This is a genomic window from Trichodesmium erythraeum IMS101 (assembly GCF_000014265.1).
In the GTDB taxonomy this organism is placed as follows: domain Bacteria; phylum Cyanobacteriota; class Cyanobacteriia; order Cyanobacteriales; family Microcoleaceae; genus Trichodesmium; species Trichodesmium erythraeum.
In genome coordinates this window covers 4,621,709-4,637,834 of record NC_008312.1, presented here as the reverse complement: position 1 = coordinate 4,637,834, position 16,126 = coordinate 4,621,709, and the positions used below count along the sequence as shown (strand labels likewise).

General features: G+C 34.6%; 10 protein-coding genes. 8 read left to right on the top strand and 2 right to left on the bottom strand.

Going from position 1 to position 16,126, the window contains the following annotated elements; genetic code table 11:
* Positions 1-23: 23 nt before the first annotated feature.
* Positions 24-161, top strand: a complete 138-nt coding sequence (locus TERY_RS33190) for a hypothetical protein (RefSeq protein WP_155994441.1) — start codon at positions 24-26, stop codon at positions 159-161.
* A 23-nt stretch (positions 162-184) separates the two neighbouring features.
* Here the strand turns inward: TERY_RS33190 and TERY_RS37010 are convergent, their stop codons facing one another.
* Positions 185-310, bottom strand: a complete 126-nt coding sequence (locus tag TERY_RS37010) for a hypothetical protein (protein ID WP_370495511.1) — start codon at positions 308-310, stop codon at positions 185-187.
* 369 nt (positions 311-679) lie between these two features.
* A complete protein-coding gene (locus TERY_RS14310; RefSeq protein ID WP_011612492.1) occupies positions 680-1,537 on the bottom strand; it encodes a pentapeptide repeat-containing protein in 858 nt (285 codons plus the stop codon).
* A 3,608-nt stretch (positions 1,538-5,145) separates the two neighbouring features.
* Between TERY_RS14310 and TERY_RS14300 the strand changes: the two genes are divergently transcribed.
* The 7 genes from TERY_RS14300 (at position 5,146) to TERY_RS14270 (ending at position 16,124) form a co-directional block, all read left to right on the top strand.
* The gene (locus TERY_RS14300) at positions 5,146-6,495 is read left to right on the top strand and encodes a 3-dehydroquinate synthase family protein (RefSeq protein WP_011612491.1); all 1,350 of its coding nucleotides are present in this window, start codon (positions 5,146-5,148) and stop codon (positions 6,493-6,495) included.
* A 675-nt stretch (positions 6,496-7,170) separates the two neighbouring features.
* On the top strand, positions 7,171-8,001 hold the full coding sequence (locus tag TERY_RS14295; protein WP_011612490.1) for a class I SAM-dependent methyltransferase: 831 nt from the start codon (positions 7,171-7,173) through the stop codon (positions 7,999-8,001).
* Between the two features lie 787 nt (positions 8,002-8,788).
* Positions 8,789-10,153 (top strand): ATP-grasp domain-containing protein, encoded by a 1,365-nt coding sequence (locus tag TERY_RS14290; protein ID WP_011612489.1) that lies wholly within the window; start codon positions 8,789-8,791, stop codon positions 10,151-10,153.
* A gap of 998 nt (positions 10,154-11,151) precedes the next feature.
* Positions 11,152-12,588, top strand: coding sequence for a sodium:solute symporter family transporter (locus TERY_RS14285; protein ID WP_011612488.1), 1,437 nt, complete (start codon positions 11,152-11,154; stop codon positions 12,586-12,588).
* A 42-nt stretch (positions 12,589-12,630) separates the two neighbouring features.
* Complete coding sequence (locus TERY_RS14280; protein WP_011612487.1) at positions 12,631-13,608, top strand: EamA family transporter; 978 nt, start codon at positions 12,631-12,633, stop codon at positions 13,606-13,608.
* 148 nt (positions 13,609-13,756) lie between these two features.
* Positions 13,757-14,857 carry a TauD/TfdA family dioxygenase gene (locus TERY_RS14275; protein ID WP_011612486.1) on the top strand — a complete coding sequence of 367 codons (1,101 nt, stop codon included), beginning with the start codon at positions 13,757-13,759 and terminating at the stop codon, positions 14,855-14,857.
* Between the two features lie 181 nt (positions 14,858-15,038).
* On the top strand, positions 15,039-16,124 hold the full coding sequence (locus tag TERY_RS14270; RefSeq protein WP_011612485.1) for a D-alanine--D-alanine ligase: 1,086 nt from the start codon (positions 15,039-15,041) through the stop codon (positions 16,122-16,124).
* Positions 16,125-16,126 lie beyond the last annotated feature (2 nt).

Below are 16,126 nucleotides of genomic sequence, written 5' to 3'. Positions count from 1 at the left end.
CATTCCCCTTTATGAGAGGAATTGTGGCACTTTTTCTCAAATCTTCTCAGGGTTGTGTTTTGGATTTAGGAAAAACACCAATAGATCGGCAGTTTACCGAAGGGTCTATGTCCTCCATACTGTTTAATGCTATGTTGGCTAGTGGTAATACTACACCCTAATGGGGTGTTCCTTGTTCTATAAATTAAGCAAACCAACCTAGAATTAAAAATTTCCACAGCCCCTTTTTGATTTGTTGGGAGAAAATTATATTTGACATCATCAAGCTGTGGCTAATTCTGTAGAAATATTTTTCAACGTCTAGTTCCATTACTTCTTTATTTTGACTTCCTTTATGGCCAAAAAGTTTGAATAAAACGTACTTTTATTTATTCTTAGTAGCTCTGAGTGCTCTAAATCCTGAGCTTTAGGGTTAACAGGTTCCTTTATAGAAAATTTATAAGGCTTATTTAACAATAAATTACCATTCTTTATCTACTATAGTTAGGACTTCTAGGGTTATAATTTTACCATTCTTTTTGGGCATGTTGACTTTCCTTTATTCTCGATTATCCCAGTTCTTCGCTTTTTTTAGCTTTTCAGCCTAGCAGCCAAGCATGGACATAAAGAGTATCAAAATTAAGAGAAAACTAGGAATGAGTTGGTGAAAGATAAAGAGGAAAAACTTATAAATATAAAGTTAATAATTGTAATTAATTTTGCCATTCGGCATAATTGTTTCCTGAAGATTAGCGTCTACTAGGTTAATATTGTCAATTAAAGCGTCAGTAAGATTAGCTTTATTTAGGTTAGCTCCCCTGAAATTTGCTCCTCTTAAATCTGCTCTGATTAAAATAGCTTCACTTAGGTTAGTACCTCGGCAATAAGTTTCCTGTAAATTTGCATCTTGAAAGTTAACTTTTTTGAGTTTAGCAAATCTCAAATCTGCTCCAGACAGGTTAGCTTCTATCAAAGAAGAATTTAATAAATAAATCCCAGTTAGATGAGCTTTAATAAGATTAGCTTGGTGAAAATTAGCTTGATAAAAATAACCTCCAATTAATTCAGCTTGATGAAGATTAGCATAACTAAAATTAGCATAACTGAAGTTTGCTTCCATTAAATCTGCTTTGGCTAAGTTACTTCTACTGAGATCTGCTGAAGTACCATCAACATACCTACAGTTAGAATTTTGTAAATCAGTTCCAATTAAATTAGCATCTACTAAATTAGCTTCGATTAAATTAGCAAGCCTTAGATTAGCAGAAATAAAATTAGTATTTTTTAAATTTGCGCCCTGAAAATTAATAGCAGTTAGATTGGCATTAATTAGTTGAGCTGAAGTAAAAATAGTATCTCTACAATTAGCATTAATTAACCGAGCTAAAGACAGATTAGCTCCTGTTAAATTCAATCCTTTTAAATTAAAACCTTCTAGATTAAAGCCTCTCAAGTTAGCATTAGAAAAGTCTGGTTGTAAATGTAGATTTTTATATCTCCATTCATTCCATGTCACTACACCACGATTCAGTAAGGCTAGATATTCTTGATTCGCCATATTTTCATTAATAGCTATTGGCAATATATAACAATGGCTATTATTAAATTAGAGCTATAACTTACAAATATTTATAATACCATAATCAGTTTCAATTCTCTAGAAAAATATCAATAGGACTTACACACTTGCGCACCTGACTTTTAGGAGCAATTGTTATCTTTAAGAACATGTATCTACAAAAAATGCAGTTTCTAGGTTAACCTTGGTAAATTCTGATCAACTTCAGCCTTTGTTGACTTACAGTAGTTTTCATAATTAGTAGACCATAGTAGGGAGGTTAAATTAAATGTCCCTAAGATGTTTTTGTTGTGAAGATGTAGTTTATAAATCTGAAAAGCACTAAAAATTGCACTACGAAAAAGTGTTATACAAAGCGTGATCAATATTTGCTACAAATTATAAACTATTGATCAAGACTCCTCCTTACTCCCCTAAAAATGAGAAATCAGGAGTCAGAAGGAATGACTTCAATATAATTTTTTAGTTCGGAAATTATCTTTTTTGTCAAAAGGACATTTTCTATGAACCTATGCCACTAATAAAATGGGATTAATCTACATAAGTATAGTGGCGAGCGCTACAAAAGCACCAAAACAAGCATAAATAGGCCCCCATCTTACAACTAGGCGACGATATTTACCTTGATACCAGGCAAAACAACCCTCTTGTTGAAAACGAGGTACAGAAATTTTGATCCCTCGTCCTGGTTTCTTTTTGTCTTTCCAAAGTCGTTTGGGCAGTTGAGGTCTAATCCCTCTTTGATACCTTGCTTGTCTTTGTCGTTGACAATCATATCCTTTATCAGTGGTAATAACTTGGAATTGCTTACGTGGAGGGCCCCGTTTTTAAGTTTTCACACTTAGTACTATCAATTAAGGGAATTAGCTGTTCTCTTTCATTGCCATTAGAGGGGGTAGTACAGTTAGCTACTGGTCATCCATTTCCTTCTCTCAAGGTATGAATTAAAATCCCCTTCCTTTTATGGCCATAAGCTCCATCCTCTCCTCTACCCTGACCGGGGGAAAAAGAGCCGTCCACGGCTGTGTAGCTTCAATTGATTAGTCCTTAGTTTTCTGGAATTCCTAAAATTCGTCCTTGTAGGTATTTGAGAGTTCTATCTTCTTCCTAACGCTTCAGCCATCTGTGTACTGAACTCTTGGAGGCCCAAATCTCTCGAGCTGTTACATCACAACAATGACAACCTGTTATTAATATGTAGAGAAGAGTATGATTGTACATATCGTACGGGGAGTATGAGGCATACGTTTACCTCTTTTTTGTGGTGAAATAGGAAAAATATCTTCAAATAACTTCTATTCTATGTCACTTAGTCCTTCAAATTTACCTGGCATCCTCTTTCAATTTACCATAACTGAGTAACGCTTATCATAGTATTATCATTTGACTATTAGTGGGATAGATTCATAAAGTCTTTTAATCATACTTACAGTATATTCCAAGTACATGAAGTACAAATATTAACAATTAAATCTTTGCAATGCCAGTATCTCGCTCTTATGGGTGTACCTCACTAAAGTAGAATCTGCTGTATTATTTAATCCCTATTCTTTTTTAACCTTTAGTATTAGGGCATTAAGTACCTCTTCAAAATTATTTACCTATTTTAATTATCTGTGCTTTTAGAAGGCCAAGAGTTCACCTTCTATAAATGTGTAATTAATTTTGCAAGACCACTTAATAGAATTGAAATCCTTTACAGTTAATAATTTTGACTTAAGCTGATAGTTCTGAAAATCAATAGGCTAAATATTATATCATATTAAGCTTGTTTTAATTTTAATCATTTATTAAATTAATATATAATTAAGAAATATTAACAAATACAAACTAGATGTTAAGTAAAATGATTCGGAATTAGGGTTAAACTAAAAATCGACACTAAAGATAAACTTTAGAAATCAATGGGAGAAATTTATAAAGCTGTTTTGACGATTGACTAACCATTGCTGATTTGCTAATATTTGTTTACAATAAGTTATATAATGTTAAGACAATGATACAAATCAGGTCCCATAGTCAGAAGCAATAAGAATACTTTACTTAATAAAGTAAAGGATTAAAAAAGCAGCTAACCGAATGAGGTTAAAGATTAGGATTCTCCTATGACTGAGCTGCATCAAAGGACAGCTTTGTTATTGGTTCATAACTTTGATGTAATTTTACTGTTAATTTTTGAACTTTCTTGAACTAGAATCAAATCTAATAGTAAACTCATAAGCAAGTCAGTTAGACAAATGTTGAGCTGGGTACATTATAGATTTGAACTTTTTTTAAAGCATAAAGCTACTAAGTATAGTAAGGTTGTCTTAGATGTTTCAGAAGTGTATACTAATAAAACTGTTAGTTAGACTCGAGAAGCCTCAAATAATTTAGGTTATAAAAAAGTGATTGCTGATCAAGATGATTTTCGCCTTGATCGTTACTAGAATGGTGATTGTGGGATTTTTATAAAAAGCTTGGTAGAAAAGCTTTCTACCCTATTCCTTAGATATCCCCTAAAGTAAGTTAGTCTTGTTGCTTATTGTTAAAAAGTGTTAGCACTAATAGTATGGTCTTATTAATCATAACAGGTACGATTTACCTCAATGCCAATATATTAAGATAATGAAACTTTGCTAGCGGGTAAGCTCAGGATGAACTTTTCTATTGGGTACTTGATAAACCTGTGTCTAATCAACAGTTTATCTCCTATAAACAATAGACAAATTTTGACCCCCTCTATTAGTGTTAGGTATTAGAATGTGAAAATGCTTATGTAGTATGCCCTCAAGCATAAGTGATTTTAAGATATCTAGAAGCTAACTAAAGTAATAATTCAATAAATTGATGTTGGTACAATTAAAACTCGTGGTAAGTTCCATTAGTCATGAATCAAGAATTTGACAACTATGCTAAACCCCATAATTATTAGGCAACTGTTAAATCAAGGTCAAAACATGAATCACCGTTATAATCTAAATTGGAAGCTAGAGGAGAAGGAAGAAGAGAAAATTTGTACTATAGAACTGTGGAGAACTAGAAGAATAAGGGAAGACTAATAAGTATTAGTTTAGTTTTGCTATCAATAATAAGGAAGCTGAACCAAATACTCTCAAGGAAAAGTTATTACATTATACTATCTTCTATGTTAGGAAGATTGTCTAGTTTACTGTGGATAAAATTGAGGTAACATAAGTCTGTGCAGGATTCATACCACCAAGATTCCAGAAATCAAAATGCTTTTTGATAAAAGCAAACAAAAAGGTGAGATGGTAAACTTTAATATGCCGATACTTAGGCGTAAAATAGAGATAAAAATAATGGTATTCGTTTATAGGTAGTGATTCTTGTAGTTAATTTATCTTTACAGTCAAAGAAGTTTACTTATAAGTATTACTGCATTTAGAGAATTACCAAAATAATTACTCTATCATTCAATACTTAGAAACCACTCAAAAAAATGGTATATCCTTTGGGTTATGTTCATCTCAATAATAAGGTGTTAATTTAAGCTCTTACACTGACTTCAGGTGTAGGCAGACTGGTTTGTTGTGCAATAACATCAGACAATACCTCTAAAGCAAACAATTACCTAAATACAAATCATGAGCAACGCAATATCAACCTCTGTACCAGTAATTGAAAAAGTCAACAAGCCAGACTTCGTATTTGATCCAAGTATTCGGCGCGATCATGCAGAACAATATCGTACTTCAGAGTGGTATGATGGTCGTGGAGAAATAAAGGCAGTGGATGATGGTCGCTCATTCGAGATTTCTGCAACATTTACCCTCAAATCAGAAGTCAAATTAGTAAATGGAGTTTTAGATCCATCTAACCCTATTTTAGCTAATATCTATAAAAGTCGTAATCGATGCGTAGCAGTTGTCGATCACATGGTAGATGAACTTTATGGAAAATCATTGACAAATTATTTTGAGCAGAATGATATTCCTCTGAAAACTCTTGTCTGTCGTGCTTGGGAGTCAGACAAAAATACTGATACGGTCCATAAAATATTGCAATTCTTGGGCAAAGATGGTTGTGATGTATCTCGTAACGAACCTGTTTTGATAATTGGAGGTGGTGTACTCAGTGATGTTGCTGGTTTAGCCTGTAGTTTACAACATCGGCGGACACCTTATGTAATGATTGGAACATCAGTTGTTGCTGCTATTGATGCTGGACCATCTCCTCGTACCTGCACAAATAGTAAGCTATTTAAAAATGGTATTGGAGCATATCATCCCCCTGTGATGACTATAGTAGACCGTACTTTGTTCCGTACTTTGGCAAAAGGTCATATTCGCAACGGAATGGCAGAAATTATTAAAATGGCAGTTACTGATGATCAAACATTATTTGAATTGCTGGAAAAATATGGTCGACGTTTAGTTGAAACTCATTTTGCTAATTTTGATGCAGATGAGGAACTGGTAAAAATATCTGATGAGGTGATTTATCGTGCTTTGTATTCTTATATGAAGCATGAAGGAACAAATATGTTTGAAACCTATCAAGACCGACCTCATGCTTACGGTCATACATGGAGTCCCCGTTTTGAGCCAGTGGTCAAACTAATGCACGGTCATGCTGTAACTATTGGTATGTCTCTTGGAGCTACTTTAGCGTTAGAGATGGGTTGGATAACAACAAATGAACGTGATCGAATAGTTAACTTGTGTCATTCTATGGGTTTGTCTGTTTACCATGAAATTATCGAAGATACAGAGTTAATGCTTCAAGCTCAGAAAAATATAACTCGTAAGCGCGGTCGTAGGTTGTGGGCACCCCTACCTACAGGTATTGGTTCTTGTAGTTTTGCGAAGGAAATATCTCCAGATTTATTAACATCTGCTGTTGAGGAACATAAGAAATTTTGTGCTTCTTTTACTTCTTTTGGTAGTCAAGGAAAAGGTGAAGAAATGTATTTAAGCGACCTAGGTTTGGAGTAAAAAAATAGGGAGTCTGCTAATAACCCCTTATGATATGCAATTCTCAAGATAGAGAAATGCGGTTAGCTTAAATGTTTATCATTGTCATAGTTGTGCTGCTGACAGGTAAAAATTGAAGCTGAAAGTAAATATTAAAATGTCATAATTAGTGACATTTATATCAATTTTCTGATTTCTGAAAATAATTAGGAAAAATTCCGGGCGTATAAAATTATGCACTATCTGTAGGGGTGAACGGTTGTTTATCCCTATTAGATATGTTATACCTCTCCAAAAATGCCGATTTGGGAACGGCAGGGTAAGAGCTTAAAAAATCTTTTCTTGAGATATCTATTAGCTTATGCCTCAGTCCTGACGATAGATTTTTTTTCTTCTCCTTTTTGGGAGAAACGTTTAAAGTGGGCAAATATGAGAAAATTTTCGATTAGTTGAGTACAGATAACTCAATATTAGCCCACCTTACTAGTGTGTCTAGATTGAAAATGTAGGTAAGTTGGAGAATATACTGTTCCTTCCCTGAACCCTCTCCTATAAGTAGAAGGGAGAAACATTTTTCCACTTCGAGTCTATCTGTTATCAGGGAAAATTTTAGTGATTTGAGGCTTAGATTTTACCTATAATTTTTGTCTAGATGCTCTACTGCTCTGCTGTTATTAAGTAGTAAGGGATAAAAATATGACAACCGTTGTGAAAACAGAAACTGCCAGACCAGTTACACCATTAGGTATTTTGGTAGAGCAACTTGAAAGAATTGTCAAGATGGCAGAAACTGCAGAAATACCACCAGAATTATCTAATGCTATTAAGCAAGCGTATCAATTAGGGGCAGGTCTTGACCCCTATTTAGAAGAAAATACCACTCAAGAATCTCCTGCTTTGACAGCATTAGCAGAAAAGACTCGTCAAGAACCATGGAGTTCAAGATTTTCCAATAGCGAGACTGTGCGTCAATTAGAGCAGGAAATGTTATCTGGGCATATTGAGGGACAAACCTTAAAAATGTTTGTTCATATGATTGGGGCTAAAAGTATCCTGGAAATAGGGATGTTTACTGGGTATTCAGCATTGGCAATGGCGGAAGCTTTACCACAAAATGGGCGGATGGTTGCTTGTGAAGTGGATGAATATGTATCTAACTTTGCTAAATCTTGTTTTGATGGGTCTCCACATGGAAGCAAAATCTCGGTGGAAGTTGCACCTGCTCTAGAAACCATTAAGAAGTTGGCAGATGCAGGAGAAACTTTTGATTTAGTCTTTATTGATGCTGATAAAAAAGAGTATATAGAGTACTTCAAAATACTTTTGGATACAAGTTTGTTAGCAACAAATGGATTTATTTGTGTCGATAATACTTTACTTCAAGGGGAACCCTATCTACCGAAAGAAAAACGTAATCTTAATGGAGAAGCGATCGCTCAATTTAATCGCTTTGTTGCAGAAGATCCTAGAGTAGAACAAGTTTTACTACCTTTACGAGATGGGTTAACTATTATTAGGCGAAAGTAGTTATGATTTGAGGAAAATATTATGACATGAGGAATTAGTAAAAGTTTACAACCTTTTGTCAGCTCATTTTAACTTTTTACCTTTTGCCTGATCCGTAGAAGCATAAGTTCCTCAAGATTTGGTAGCATTTATAATGTTACCGAATATACCAGAACTATCATTAAGTGCGACTGAGGGAAGTAAATTAAATAATACTGGAAATTTGTAGCTTGTGCCTGGGAAATTTATTGAGCGTAATTAACTTTCTCCGGCTTCTGGCTTGTTCTCATTTCCAACTATTTTTAATAATAAACTACATCAACTCACAGGAAATAAAGCACAGTTATACTACGAAATTTTAATTACTATTGAAGAAGAACTACTAAAAACTGCTAATATTCAATTATCAGTAGTCAATATTAACAATGGTTAACCCTTAGAAATCTACACTATTCCTGAGGAATTGATTTGTTATATTGTGTGTCTCAATGGCTTTGTTGCCAAAATTAATGCTATTTATGACAAGATAATAGTTATTGCTTATGCTCAAATAACCCCATAAAAAGTACTTTTACTGAACAATTATTTTGAAAACTTCGCCCGCCTATCGGGGAATTTCTATAATTAAGATTGGTTTGAATACCCGACTTGTCTCATAAATAAATACTATAGAAAAGAAAAAGTCTCTTGAAACTCTCCAAAGTTTAGAGTTGAACTTGGAAAGCTTTCAGGCTAATGATCACCTTCTTTTCACCAAAGCATAAATGAAGACTCATAAAATATTGTTATCTCTACAAAACTACTAAAGATGGGACTAATATTATTTATTCAAGTACGTGCTTATGCATTGTTCCAAAATATCGGAACTATTGCATTATTATTGATTTTTTTACCATTTAATTTATTAAGGGTAATACCTTTACTACTCTGGAATTTAATCAGTCTACCATTTACCAAAAAATTAGTGGCAGATAATCCCAAAAATATCTTAATCACGGGCGCAAAAATGACAAAATGCTTGCAACTTGCCCGTTCATTTCATGCAGCAGGTCATAAAGCTTTTATATTAGAAACAAATAAATATTGGTTATCAGGAAATAGATTTTCTAATGCCGTTACAGGTTTCTATACAATACCTGCTCCAAATAAAGATTGGGATGGTTATTGTCAGGGATTATTAGAGATTGTAAAAAAAGAAAACATAGATGTATTTATTCCAGTATCTAGCCCAGTAGGAAGTTACTATGAATCTTTAGCAAAACCACTTTTATCTGAATATTGTGAAGTTTTGCACTTTGACGTAGAAGTAACTCAAATGTTAGATAACAAGTTCACATTTATGGAAAAAGCTAAAAGTTTTGGTTTATCTGTACCAAAATCTTTTTTAATTACAGACCCAAAACAAATTCTCAATTTTGACTTTGCTGCTGATGGGAGTAGATATATTCTTAAAAGTATTCCTTACGATTCAGTACGTCGTTTAGACTTGACAAAATTGCCCATGAATTCAAGGGCAGAAATGGAACAATTTGTTGGAAATTTGCCTATTAGTGAAGAGAAACCATGGATTATGCAAGAGTTTGTTAAAGGCAAAGAATATTGTACTCATAGCACTGTTAGAAAAGGGAAAATCAGACTGTATTGCTGTTGCGAATCATCAGAATTTCAAGTCAATTATGCTCATGTTGATAATCCACAAATTTACGATTGGGTAGAAAAATTTGTTAGAGAATTAAATATTACTGGTCAAATTTCATTTGATTTTATTCAGACAGAGGATGGTCGAGTTTTTCCCATAGAATGTAATCCCAGAACTCATTCAGCAATTACAACTTTTCATGACCATCCAGGGGTAGCAGATGCTTATTTAAAAGATAGTCAAAATGATAATGAAAACCCAATATTACCGGGACTAAATAGTCAACCTACTTATTGGACTTACCATGAATTATGGAGGCTAACAGGAGTTAGGTCATTAGAGCAATTGAAAGCTTGGATTAGAAGAATTAATCAAGGAAAAGATGCTATTTTTCAAGTGAATGACCCCTTACCATTTTTGATGGTTCACCACTGGCAAATTTTCTTATTACTACTCAATAATTTACGCAAATTTAAAGGTTGGGTAAGAATTGACTTTAATATTGGAAAACTGGTAGAGTTGGGAGGGGATTAAAGGTCACTATTTAGCTATTTGTCTTTTCTAGACAAGATACTTATTTATTTGCAAGCAGCGTTTACAAGTCAGCTAAAAACTCAAGGCTACATAAGCTGTTAGCTATAATCTTGTAAGTTTATAACAATTCATGCAAGTAAGCTGGATATCATAACCCAAAATATATTAAATCATAACATGGGTAATCAAGGTGGTAACATCAAATTTCCGACTGCAATTTATCTGCATAAACTTTTAGTAGCAATAGTTAAACCGAAAAAAAACTATTCGTACTAAGCAGTTTCACTTAACACCTCCTTGATATGCTTTGAGGTATTGTTTCAGTTGCTTGGAAACGAAAATTTACCAAAGTGTATGGTCAACCTAAACTCAAGAAAAAAAGGCAGAAATGATAGTTTTACCCTTAATGGTTCCATACCTACATCTATCAACTTAGTGGTAGGGGAGTCAGGGGGGTAGGTCGTTTAAAGTTACCTCAAATTTGATGGCTGAAAACTTATGAAATATTGCCACATGATTTTAATCCCAAGTTTGTAACTTTTAGCAGAAAAGCTAATAAATAGTTTGTCAGCTCTAAAGAAGTAGAACCTCGCCTCCCTCCAACTTGAGAAATCATTAGATACAGCAGAATAAAATAAGATATATTATTATATTATGTTTTGCTGTTGTGTTAGGGATAGCTCTGATAATAAATAATAGTATATTTGCTTTGGTGATTTTCTCCTGGTAAATTTTAGCCTGTGCTTTGGGTCGGTTATTGGTATTGCCAGTGTGGCAAAAAACTATAAGTGTTCCAGTAGCAATAACAATGATTGATAATGATTGCAGGTATAATTATTGCCATTATCTGGAATAAAGAACTTAACCTAATCAATTGCTATTAATGAAGTCTTACCTGGCATCGTCGCAGGTTTTATTTTTTTGGAATTGCTAATTTTACGGTTTTGCCTAAAAGTTTGAGTAAACAATAAAATAATACTACAATTTAATAGTGAAAAATGGAAAAACAAATTTGGATTGGGATAACATTTATAGCCTTTTTGCTATCATTTACAGTAGTAGGCATTTACTCCGCAACACAAAAGCAAAATACAACAACTGATTACTTACTTGCCAGTAGAAATGTTAATCCCTGGTTGACAGCACTATCCGCAATGGCAACAGGTCAGAGTGGGTTTCTATTTATTGGTTCGATAGGTTTTATCTATAAAGTTGGATTTGCTGCTATTTGGATACCCCTTGCTTGGACAATAGGAGACTATATTGCTTGGTTGTTAATATTTAAAAGGTTGAGGTTAGTTTCTCAGGAAACAGACTCAGATACAATCTCCTCATTCTTAGGTCAAGAAAATCTAAGTCCAAAAAATCAAGGGCGCTCGATTACAATAATTTCAGCACTAATTACCATAGGAATTCTGGGTACTTATGCTGCAGCTCAACTGGTAGCAGCAAGCAAAGGACTGAATGCTATATTTGGTTGGAACTATGAACTGGGTATTATTGCTGGGGCTGTAATTGTGGTTGTCTACTGTTTTTCAGGAGGTATCCGTGCTTCTATATGGACTGACTCTGTGCAGGGAATTTTAATGATATTATCTCTGTTGATTTTGTGTATAGTAAGTTTACTGGCTTGTGGAGGGTTGACAGAACTTTGGGTCAAGCTTAATGCCATTGACCCCACTCTAACAAATTGGATGCCTACTAATTTACCTTGGGGGTTTTTTCCTTACTTTTTGGGGTGGTTGGTGTCAGGCTTGGGTGTTGTCGGTCAACCTCATGTATTAGTAAGAGCAATGGCAATTGACTCTGCAGATAATATAGCGTTAGCTCGTAACATAAAATTAGTCTGCGGTCTAATGAATTCGGCTACAGCTTTTGGTATAGGATTAACTGCCAGAGTTTTGTTACCTGAATTAATGACATCTGGTGACCCAGAGTTAGCATTACCGAATCTATCTATAGAATTATTGCCAGCAGTTTTAGTAGGGTTGATGTTAGCAGGACTTTTTTCTGCAGCTATTTCTACAGCAGATTCTCAAATATTATCATGTTCTGCTGCACTAAGTCAAGATTTAGTTCCCAGTGGATCTAACTCTTATCGAAAAGCTAAAATTGCTACCTTAGCTGTTACTGCTTTTGTATTAGCGATCGCTCTCATAACAAACAATAGTGTATTTGCTTTGGTCATTTTCTCTTGGTCAGTTTTAGCCTGCGCTTTAGGTCCGTTGTTAGTATTGCGAGTGTGGCAAAAACCTGTAAGGGTTCCAGTCGCAATAACAATGATGATTACTGGTATAGTAGTTGCGATTATATGGAATAAAGGCTTTAACCTATCAAGCGCTATTTATGAAGTCTTGCCTGGTATGGCAGCAGGCTTTATTGTTTATGGAATTGCTAATTTGCAAATTTGGCCTAAAGATTTGAGTAAACAATAAAATCATACTACTACTTTTTCAATTTCAGCAATTAGAAAAAAGATGAACAATCAAGCTAGATTATTACCATTAAACCATTTCTCATCAATACCTATAGACTGTTTAGCTGCATTAATTGGCAGTCTAATCTGTATATCTTTTTCACCAATTTTTATCCGTTTAAGCGAGTATAATCTTGGTCCAAATGCTACAATATTCAATCGTTTTTGGATTGCAGCTATTCCCTTTTGGTTACTAAATGGATTATTAACTTTAAATTACCGAAAACAAAAAAATAAAACTCAAATTGAATTAAATAAACCAGAACTAGTTAAAAAAGGAATGCTACTGATAGCAGATGGGATCCTTTTATCTATTGGTCTGATACTTTGGGCTTGGTCTTTAACCATGACAAGCATTGCTCACTCTACTATGCTCCATAGTTTAGTGCCTATATTTACTGTGTTAGGAGCATGGTTAGCTTTAAGTCAAACCTTTGACCATAAATTTCTACTTGGTATGTTTGTGGCGATATGTGGTTCTGCCTTGTTAGAAGTGAATGATATTTTCTCATTTAGAATTAGTGAACAATTACTAGGAGACTTAGCAGCTTTACTCTCAGCAGTATTTTTTGGTATACACCCACTTATAGTTCAGAAACTTCGCACTCAATTCAACCCAGTTACAATTATGACTTGGTCTTCAACAACGAGTGCCTTATTGCTCTTACCTGTAGTTCTAATTACTGAGGATCAACTTTTTCCAAGTTCATTAACTGGTTGGCTTGCAGTCATTATTCAAGCTCTTTGTAGTCAAATGATAGGTATAGGGCTGTGGGCTTATTCTCTCAAAAAATTATCTGCTGGGTTTACTAGCTTAGTTGCATTATGTGCTCCTGCTCTTAGTATGATCGAAGGTTGGATAATTTTCTCGGAAAATATTAATCTCTGGAGTTCGGTAAGCTTCTCAATAATTTTATGGGGAATGTATTTGGCTATATCAAGTAAATCTGTTAATACAGGAGTTGAGTCTTCTAATTAATTAAGTTTAATTATTGCATCTACCACAATTTTCTCTTAATGTATTTTTTGGCCGACAGTTCCGTGTTTAAATACATCAGTGTGTGAAAGTTGAAAAATAATCAAAAAAAATACAAACAAAAACTAATAATAGTAACAATTTTTCAGCTATGCTAACAATTGAAAAACTACCAAATTATCTGTCATCAAATATTAAATTGCGGTTTTTACGCGATGAGGAAAAAAGTTTTACTACCGGTGAAAAAAAACTACCTTTAGTCATAGAACCAGTCCAGAAAAAATCCTTCTCAGTTCTCGCTGAATTAGTCAGGGAAAATAGAGATTGGTTTCATAGACAGCAAGACAACTACGGCGCTCTATTATTCCGGGGATTTGAAATAGAAACTGCGGCACAATTTGAAAATATCCTAGAGCTATTGAATGTTAAATTGGCATCAAAGTATCATTTTGGCAGCTCTCAAAGAAATCGAATAACTGATAAAGTTTTCACCTCTTCCGAAGCACCAGGGAATTTGATAATACCTCCACATAATGAACTGAATATGGTGCCAGTTAGGCCCATGTGTCTGGCTTTTTTCTGTCAAATTGAACCCACTTTATATGGCGAAACTCCTATTATTAATACAGAAAAAATCTTTAACGAATTGTCTCCTAATTTGCAGCATAAATTCGCTAATACACCTCAGAAATTTGTGAGAAATGTTCCTAATCATTTATTAGGAATAGTTTTCGAGGAACTCTCGCGAGAGGAAATTACAAAAATGCTTGAAGACGGGGAATTTTATTTTGAGTGGAAAGCTGATGGTTCTCTTTATTTTGAATGTTCTTACATTCCCGTGTTCCATCACCCAAGAACGGGCAAACTGTGCTTTTGTCTCAGCACTTTTGATTCTTTTGTTGCCAGAGAATGGTATCGCAGCATTGCGCAGCGCTATCCATTCAAAGAAATAATATACTACAATTTTTTGCCTTCTAAATTGTATAGAAATCTGGAAGGGATAGACAATGCACAACCAAAAATGTACTTGGTTAATGAAGAAGGAAACAATACGAAAATAACAGAGGCAGAGGCAAAAGAATTAGGGGAAGCTGAATGGAAAAATGCTACAGTGTTTCCCTGGAGACAAGGAGACATTTTAGTAATAGATAACCTACAGGTTGTCCACGGTAGGCTCAATGTTCAACCACCGCGTAAAATTCTCACCGCTTTCGGAAATATGTGTAATATTCGCGATATGAAAAAGAAGTAAGGGAGTAGGTAGGTAAGTTGTATGCAACATCCCTACATAAGAAGTAAACATAAGAATAATTAACACACTTATAGCTTATAATTATCAAAAAAGTTATTCGACCTATGTTAATTACTTAATAATTGAAGTATCAAAATTCCTAAATACTGTTAGTATAGAACAATCTAAAATAACAATAATTATGAAGTTAGAAAAAATCAATCAAAATCAACACTCATCCTTAGCCACAATGAATAGATTACAAGTCTTGCACCTGGCAGGTTCCCGTGTTTCCGAATTCTACTACAACCTATCAATACTCTATGCCAAAGAAGTAGTGCAACCAGTTGGAGTCAGCAGTTATTATGCAGTAGTACATCCTGATGGTCTTTGGCAGTTGGGAGCTTCTTTAGATTCATTATCAGAAAAGATGTTACTTCAGGACATGATTCTGCAACTGCCTCAAATTGATGTTGTAGTTCCCCACATGTTCTGCTTTCTTGGTATGACCAGTTTCCGAGCATTTTTTGAGGATATGCTTAATCTACCTTTAGTGGGGTCACCATCCTATTGTACGGCACTAGCAACTAACAAAGCTCAGACGCGGAATGTTGTTTTGGCATCTGGGGTACAAGTAGCTAAAGCGCAGCAACTAGGGCGGGGAGAAACTTTAACAATGAAACCTCCTTTTGTTGTGAAACCAACTTCGGAAGATAATTCTTTGGGGTTAACATTGGTGTGGGATGAATCTCAGATAGAAGCAGCCTTGGATAAGGGGTTTGAATTAGACAATAAATTGTTGGTTGAAGATTATATTCCTGGAAGGGAATTGCGTGTAGCTGTAGTTGAGCGAGAGAGTAAGTTGTCTGTCTTGCCGATGATAGAATATTTAGTCACAGAAGAACACCCTATTAGAACTGTACATGATAAATATGTACTTCAATCTGATGGAACTCCTGGAAAGCAACCTGAGAAACCTATAGCTCAACCAATTTGTCCGGCGAATGTTACTCCAGAGTTATTTGAAAAACTAGTAAACGCAGCTAAAAATGCTCATATTGCATTGGGTTGTCGCGACTATTCTTTGTATGATTTCCGGGTACATGCTGAAACTAATGAGCCATATTTTCTGGAAGCAGGCTTATTCTGGGGTTTTGGGAAAATTAGTATGATTTCGCGGATGCTTCAAGCTGATGGGCAAAGTTTGGAGGATGTATCCCTAGAGTTGTGGAGTGCAGCAGCAGGAAGAACTCGTGTGGCTTGTGGTTCTTTATTTAAGTGGAATTAAAA

Coding starts and splice junctions, on each gene's coding strand:
- TERY_RS37010 (WP_370495511.1), bottom strand. CDS start 310: ATGGAACTAGACGTTGAAAAATATTTCTACAGAATTAGCCACAGCTTG.
- TERY_RS14310 (WP_011612492.1), bottom strand. CDS start 1,537: ATGGCGAATCAAGAATATCTAGCCTTACTGAATCGTGGTGTAGTGACA.
- TERY_RS14300 (WP_011612491.1), top strand. CDS start 5,146: ATGAGCAACGCAATATCAACCTCTGTACCAGTAATTGAAAAAGTCAAC.
- TERY_RS14295 (WP_011612490.1), top strand. CDS start 7,171: ATGACAACCGTTGTGAAAACAGAAACTGCCAGACCAGTTACACCATTA.
- TERY_RS14290 (WP_011612489.1), top strand. CDS start 8,789: ATGGGACTAATATTATTTATTCAAGTACGTGCTTATGCATTGTTCCAA.
- TERY_RS14285 (WP_011612488.1), top strand. CDS start 11,152: ATGGAAAAACAAATTTGGATTGGGATAACATTTATAGCCTTTTTGCTA.
- TERY_RS14280 (WP_011612487.1), top strand. CDS start 12,631: ATGAACAATCAAGCTAGATTATTACCATTAAACCATTTCTCATCAATA.
- TERY_RS14275 (WP_011612486.1), top strand. CDS start 13,757: ATGCTAACAATTGAAAAACTACCAAATTATCTGTCATCAAATATTAAA.
- TERY_RS14270 (WP_011612485.1), top strand. CDS start 15,039: ATGAAGTTAGAAAAAATCAATCAAAATCAACACTCATCCTTAGCCACA.